We start from the raw sequence: 5,793 nt of genomic DNA, 5'->3' as shown, positions 1-5,793 counted from the left end.
ATTGAGCGCCTGGAGTTCCGGCGGGTAGTAGAGATAGATCACCGGCACATCCTTGGCGAGCACGGCCTGGATCTCGTGGTACGCTGCGATCCGCTTCTTCTCGTCGGCTTCGCTCCGCGCCGCGATCAGCATGCGGTCGACGGCGTCATTCTTGTACGACCACCAGTTGCTGGGCGACTTGCTGTAGTAGTGATCGTAGAGGTCGGCGTTGGGCGGCGTGATCCACCACTCCATCAGCAGATCGTAGGCCCGGTCCTGGTATTTCTTGAGGTGCACCGGCCAGTCCACGATGTCCAGCGTGACGACGATGCCCAGTTTTTGGTATTGCTGCTGGGCGTAAGTGATCACCTGCTCCATCACCGGGTACCCCTTGGGCCCGTTGAAGAGCAGCGTGAACTTCTCGCCCTTCGCGTTGGCGAGCACGCCGTCGGCCCCCTTCTTCCACCCGGCCTCCGAGAGGAGGCCCTGCGCCCGCTCGAGGCTGTAGCCGTAGCTCTCGACCTTGGCGTTGTAGTACGCGCCGAGGAGGGGGTTGATCGGCCCGGTGGCCACCCGGCCGTCGCCCTTGAGAATGTTCTTCACGATCGCCTGCTTGTCGATCGCGTACGAGAGCGCCTGCCGGACGCGAACGTCCGCCAACTTCGGCCGGTCGTGATTGACCGCGAAGAAATAGTAGTTGACCTGCGGGGCCCGCCGCACTTGCAGGTTCGCCGCGCCCGTGAGCGCCGCGATCTGCGGCGGATCGATCACGGTAAAGTCGATGTCGCCGGACTTGAGCTGCGCGAGCCGTGCGTTGCCGTCCGGGATGACTTTGAACACGATGCCGTCCAGCAGCGGCGCGCCGCCGTAGTAGTCCTTGTTCGCCTCGACCTCCAGGTGGCTGTCCTGCACAAAGGTCTTGAACTTGAACGGTCCACTGCCGGTGGGATGCTGGATGAACGACACCGGCTGGTTCAGGTCCTGTCCGTCCAACAGATGCTTGGGGACGATCGCGATGTTGTACCCGAGCATGACCGGCAGCGACGCGTACGGGTACTTGAGGGTGAACCGTACGGTGGCCGGATCCACGGCCGTGACCTGGGAGATCGCGGAGACGACCCCGGCCATGCCGGCGTTCACCTTGGGGTTGAGCGTCGCCTCGACCGTGAATTTCACGTCCTCCGCGGTCAGCGGCTGACCGTCGTGCCATTTGACGCCGCGACGCAGCTTGAACGTGTACTCCGTCAGCGCGGCGTTTGCCGTCCACGACTCCGCGAGGTCGGGGACGACCAGAATGGCGCCGTTTCGCAACTCGTACTTGACGAGGGTGCTGAACATGGTCTTGTCGACCAGGATGTCGATCAGCTTGCCCGGGATGGTAATGGGGTACGCCGTCGGGTTCCCGGGAATCGCCATCCGCCACACGCCGCCGCGTTTGGGCGCATCGGCGGCGTCCACGGGCGGTATCCCGAGTGTCTGGGCGAAGCCGGCGCCGAGGCCGGTGAGCGCGGCGAGACGGAACAGTTTCCGGCGCGAAACGCGCGCACTGCGGTACCTGGGATCAAAATGGGTCTCGTCGAGCCTCATTATACATCGGCCTCCCGAAGAGCCGGAATCATGGCAGGGCATGAAAATTCGGTGCCGTCGGAGCCCCTCCCTCCGCGCGCCACGGAGGACTCCGGAACGTCCGACCACGAGCCTTCCCCCGGTTCGCCTCGTCATCGAAACGTTATCGAGCCGCCACAGGGGCGCCGCACCGAAGACAACGCACGGGGAGGGATAGTCTGATGATGCAACGTGGCTCCCGGTCCGGCATCTCGCGCCGTCGAGCCCCAGCAGGTCCACGACCAAGACGTGCTCACGATGATGATGGTCGTTAGCGACAACACGTGCACCGGCACCGTTAGGTATCATCCGGTCTCGAACGGTTGCGCGTCGCACCATGCGTTCAAACGATCCGCCAGCACATCGATCACGGTCTCATCTCCTGCCCTTGCGGCTGCCGCTCGGCACGACCACAACGACATTCCACTCCGCCGGCCCGGCCACTCGGCCACCCCGCGGTAGGGAAGACGGGCGTCTCGCCCGGAAACTCTCGTTCGGAGCACGGCGGCGCCGCAGACGCGCCGCCGGGTGCTCCCAGACGGCGGTCTTGGAGGCGGGGACACATGCGACTCGGCGAAATGCCGTGGACCGAAGTTCAGGAAGCAATCGCGCGCGGGGTCACGGCAGTCGTGGCTCTCGGATCGATCGAGGAGCACGGACCGCACTGCCCCGGCGGCGACTATCTGATCATCGACGAGATCGCCGCGCGGGCGGCGGAAATCACGGGAGACGTCGTCGCGCCCACCCTGCCCTTCGGCTACTCCGAGTATTTCCGCAACTATCCCGGCACGGTCACGTTGCGGTCCGAAACGCTCGCCGCCGTGCTCACGGATACGATCGAGAGTCTCCGGCTGCACAAGTTTGCGCGCATCGCCATCATTAACGGGCACGCCGGCAACACCGGCACGGTGGAGCTCGTGGCGCGGCGGTACCGCCGGTCGCACGGGGTGGTGATCCCGTCGATCGCGCCGTTTCAGATCATCCAGGCGCCGGAGGTGATCGAGAAGGTATACGGCGGCAAAGTCGACCTCGGGCACGGCGGCGAGCCCGTCGGGTCGCTCATGATGTATCTGCGGCCGGAGCGGGTGCAGCTCCACCGCGCGGGCGCGTTCGGCCGGCGGACGGTCTTCGGCTGCCCCACGGAAGGGCTCGGCGCGATCAGAGTCGACGGCGTTCGGGTGGCGGTGCCGCTCGACATGGAAGATGTCACGCCGCCCACCGGCAGCCTCTCCGATCCGACGCTCGGCAGCGCCGAGCGCGGCCGGCAACTCCTGGAACATGCGGTGTCGGCCTGCGCGGCCTTTCTCAAGTGGTTCCGCACCGTCGATCCCTATCTCGGCGCCGGAGCCGCGCCTACGCGAGAGATCCAAGCCGGCGGATAAGCGTCGCGCGTCGCGAGCGCCGCCGTTGGCGGCCGCGCATCCTACGTCGCGCCCGATGGAGCCGCGGCCGCGCGGATCGCGTCCATGAGGCCGACGGCGCGCCGCACCTCGGCGAGGCCGTCGGCGGCCGGCGCCGTCCCGCGGGCCGCCTCGACGACCTCGCGAAGCATGGACAGCGCCGGCGCGTCCACCCAGGGCCGCAGGGCCGTGCCGGCCCGGTACACGCGGACGGCGGTCGCGCCCGGCGCAAGCCGGACTGCCTCGCGGCCGCCGATCACCTCGATTTCCACCTCGCCCTCGGGCGGAGCGGGGATCGCCGGCGGCAGGCAGCGGCTGAGCTCGAGCGTGGCGATCAGGTCGTTTGCGAAGCGGATGGTGCACACGGCGGTATCCGGCGCGCCGGACCCGAAGAGCACGTCGACGTGCGCGTGCACCCGCACGGGCTCGCCGCCCCCCGCCGCGGCCACGAAGTCCAAGAGGTCCCAACCCACCTCCTCGAGCACGGCCCGTTGTCTCGCCGATGCGCGTTCTCCGTCGGCGGTCATGGGCAGCCGGACGGACGCAAACAGCGAGTGGAGCGGCCCGAGGTCGCCGCCGGTGACGAGGCGGAGCGCTTCACGGCCGGCCGGCGAATGACGGATCGCGCCGCCGGCGAGCAGAATCCCGCGCCCCCCGGCCCGGGCGCCGGCGAGACGGTTGACATCCTCCATGCGCGTCGCGGCGGGTGCCGCGCAGAACACGACCTTCCCCGCCCCCAGCGCGGCTTCGACCGCCGCGGTGGCATCCACCGCCTCGCTCAAGACGATCACCGCGCGAAGGTCCGGGTCGCGCGCCACGGCCTCCCATTCCCGCACGAACGGTGCCTCGATCCGGGTGGCCAGTTCCCGCACGACGGCCAGGTCGCCGCCGCCGGGGCTGCCGGCCCACCGGGCCACGGTCACGTCGGGGAGCGGGGCCTGGTGATCCACCAAGGCGACCGCATGCCGGCCGCCGCCGATGATACCGAGCGCAATCGGCCCCCCGTCCGCCGCCGGACGAACCCCGTCTGCGGGGGTCACGCCCGTACCTCGCTGGTTCCGCCGGCGGACCGAGAGACGAGCGGGACCATCCGGCCGCTGCGCGCGGACTCCACCGCCGCGAGCGCCAACCGCAGGGCAGCCCGCGCCTCTTCGGGCGGCATCGGCAACGGCCGCCCGGTCCGCACCGTGTCGACAAACGCCGCGTGCTCGCGGACGTAGGCGGTCAGGTTGTGCAGCAGGATGTGCCCGCTCTCCGGGAAGTCGGCGCCACCCTCGCCGAACCGGACGAGGCTGACGAGCTCGTGGTCGCGGGCGCGAATCGCGCCGCGGAGTCCGTAGGCTTCGAATTGATGGAACGCCGGGTAGCCCGGCGGGAGGCAGTTGCTGATTTCGCTCGACCCCACGACTCCGTTGGCGAACCGCACGGTACAGGTCAGAAAATCGGGCACGCCGCGGTTCCGTTCACCCGTCACCTTGTGCTCGGCGAAGACGGCGACCGGCTCTGCGCCGGCGAACCACCGCAGTAGATCGGCCTCATGGATGCCGTTCGTGATCGCGACCCCCACGGAGACGGCCGGATCCCCGGTCCAGTGGGCGTCGGTGTAATATCCCGGCTCGCCCCCCCGCGCCCCGGCCCGCCGCTCGTTCTCCCGCACGAGGCGGAGGGACCCGATCTCGCCCCGGTCGATCGCGCGGCGGATCTCCATGTAGCGGCGTGTAAACCGGCGGCTGTGCCCGATCATGAGGTGCGTACCGGCGCGCCGGCACGCGCCGATCATGGCATCGGCGTCGGCGAGCGCGGGCGCCATCGGCTTCTCGCACAGCACGTGCTTGCCGGCGGCCGCGGCGGCCTCCGTCCACTCGCGGTGCGCGGCTTCGGGCGTCGCGATGACGACCATCTCGACGTCGTCGCGCTCCACCACCCGGCGGCCGTCGGCGTAGGCCTGCGCCCCCCACGGCGCGGCCGCGGCCCGCGCCGCCTCCTCCTGGAGGTCGGCCGCCGCGACGAGCACCATCCGGCTCCGCAGCTGATGCATCGCCGGCAGGTGCGCCGAGCGCGCGATGCTGCCACATCCGATCAACCCAACCCGTACCGATTGCACGCCGTTGCTCCTCTCGTTCGCATGGTACCCTGAGATTGGGTTCTGTGCGCGCCTGGCCCCGGCCTTTATCGAACCTTTACACAGGCGGCGTAGTAAGTGAGGGTGTATGTCCCACCAACGGAGGCGGATTATGCGGACAGGTCGGTGGCTTGTGCTGGGCACGGCCGTGGCGGCCCTGGTGGCGTTCGGCGCGCAGGCATCTCCGGCGGCCACGACGGGGATGGCGAACGAGCTCAAGACCGCGATCACGCACGCCGGTTTCGCCGAGAAGTACGACACGATGAAAGAAGTCTCGCTCCACCTGCACCACGTCATCAACTGCCTGGTGGGCTCCGGCGACCCGATGTTCGACAAGGCGGCCGGCAATCCGTGTCAGGGACAGGGTAAGGGCATCATGCCGGACATCAAGAGGGCGATGGGCCAGGATCAGGAGTACCAGGTGGCGTGGTGGCTCGCGCACGTCGGCGATCAGGCGATCAAAATGGGCAATCTTCAGCAGGCGCACGCAGCGGCGCACATCATCGGCGTCCAGCTGACCGCCATGTCGAAGATGTAGGCGAACCGTCGTGCGGCTGCGCAAGGATCTGGCCAAGCTCGTCGCGTTGGAACGCGTGTCCCGGGTCGCGACGGTGGGCCGGGACGGACAGCCGCACGTCGTGCCGGTCTGCCACGTCGTGGCGGACGGACGCCTGTATTTCGCCACCG

At 68.8% G+C, this 5,793-nt stretch carries 6 protein-coding genes; 3 read left to right on the top strand and 3 right to left on the bottom strand.

The window, feature by feature from the left end:
* On the bottom strand, positions 1–1,566 hold a 1,566-nt coding region (locus tag VGZ23_10970), incomplete at its 3' end, for an ABC transporter substrate-binding protein (GenBank protein HEV2358114.1).
* 581 nt (positions 1,567–2,147) lie between these two features.
* On the opposite strand from VGZ23_10970, the gene VGZ23_10965 reads away from it, so the two are divergent.
* A complete protein-coding gene (locus VGZ23_10965; protein ID HEV2358113.1) occupies positions 2,148–2,966 on the top strand; it encodes a creatininase family protein in 819 nt (272 codons plus the stop codon).
* A gap of 41 nt (positions 2,967–3,007) precedes the next feature.
* Here the strand turns inward: VGZ23_10965 and VGZ23_10960 are convergent, their stop codons facing one another.
* Positions 3,008–4,024 carry a Gfo/Idh/MocA family oxidoreductase gene (locus VGZ23_10960; protein HEV2358112.1) on the bottom strand — a complete coding sequence of 339 codons (1,017 nt, stop codon included), beginning with the start codon at positions 4,022–4,024 and terminating at the stop codon, positions 3,008–3,010.
* Positions 4,021–5,088 (bottom strand): Gfo/Idh/MocA family oxidoreductase, encoded by a 1,068-nt coding sequence (locus VGZ23_10955; protein ID HEV2358111.1) that lies wholly within the window; start codon positions 5,086–5,088, stop codon positions 4,021–4,023. Before VGZ23_10955 ends, VGZ23_10960 begins: the two co-directional genes overlap by 4 nt.
* Before the next feature lie 130 nt (positions 5,089–5,218).
* Here VGZ23_10955 and VGZ23_10950 point away from each other — a divergent pair, with 130 nt between their 5' ends.
* Positions 5,219–5,644 carry a hypothetical protein gene (locus VGZ23_10950; GenBank protein ID HEV2358110.1) on the top strand — a complete coding sequence of 142 codons (426 nt, stop codon included), beginning with the start codon at positions 5,219–5,221 and terminating at the stop codon, positions 5,642–5,644.
* Between the two features lie 10 nt (positions 5,645–5,654).
* Positions 5,655–5,793 (top strand): pyridoxamine 5'-phosphate oxidase family protein (locus VGZ23_10945; protein HEV2358109.1); only part of this gene is annotated, 139 nt, incomplete at its 3' end.

The organism is bacterium (assembly GCA_035945995.1).
Taxonomy (GTDB): domain Bacteria; phylum Sysuimicrobiota; class Sysuimicrobiia; order Sysuimicrobiales; family Segetimicrobiaceae; genus DASSJF01.
The sequence above is the reverse complement of the archived record's forward strand: the minus strand, read 5'-3'. Positions and strand labels throughout refer to the sequence as shown.

Coding starts and splice junctions, on each gene's coding strand:
- VGZ23_10965 (HEV2358113.1), top strand. CDS start 2,148: ATGCGACTCGGCGAAATGCCGTGGACCGAAGTTCAGGAAGCAATCGCG.
- VGZ23_10950 (HEV2358110.1), top strand. CDS start 5,219: ATGCGGACAGGTCGGTGGCTTGTGCTGGGCACGGCCGTGGCGGCCCTG.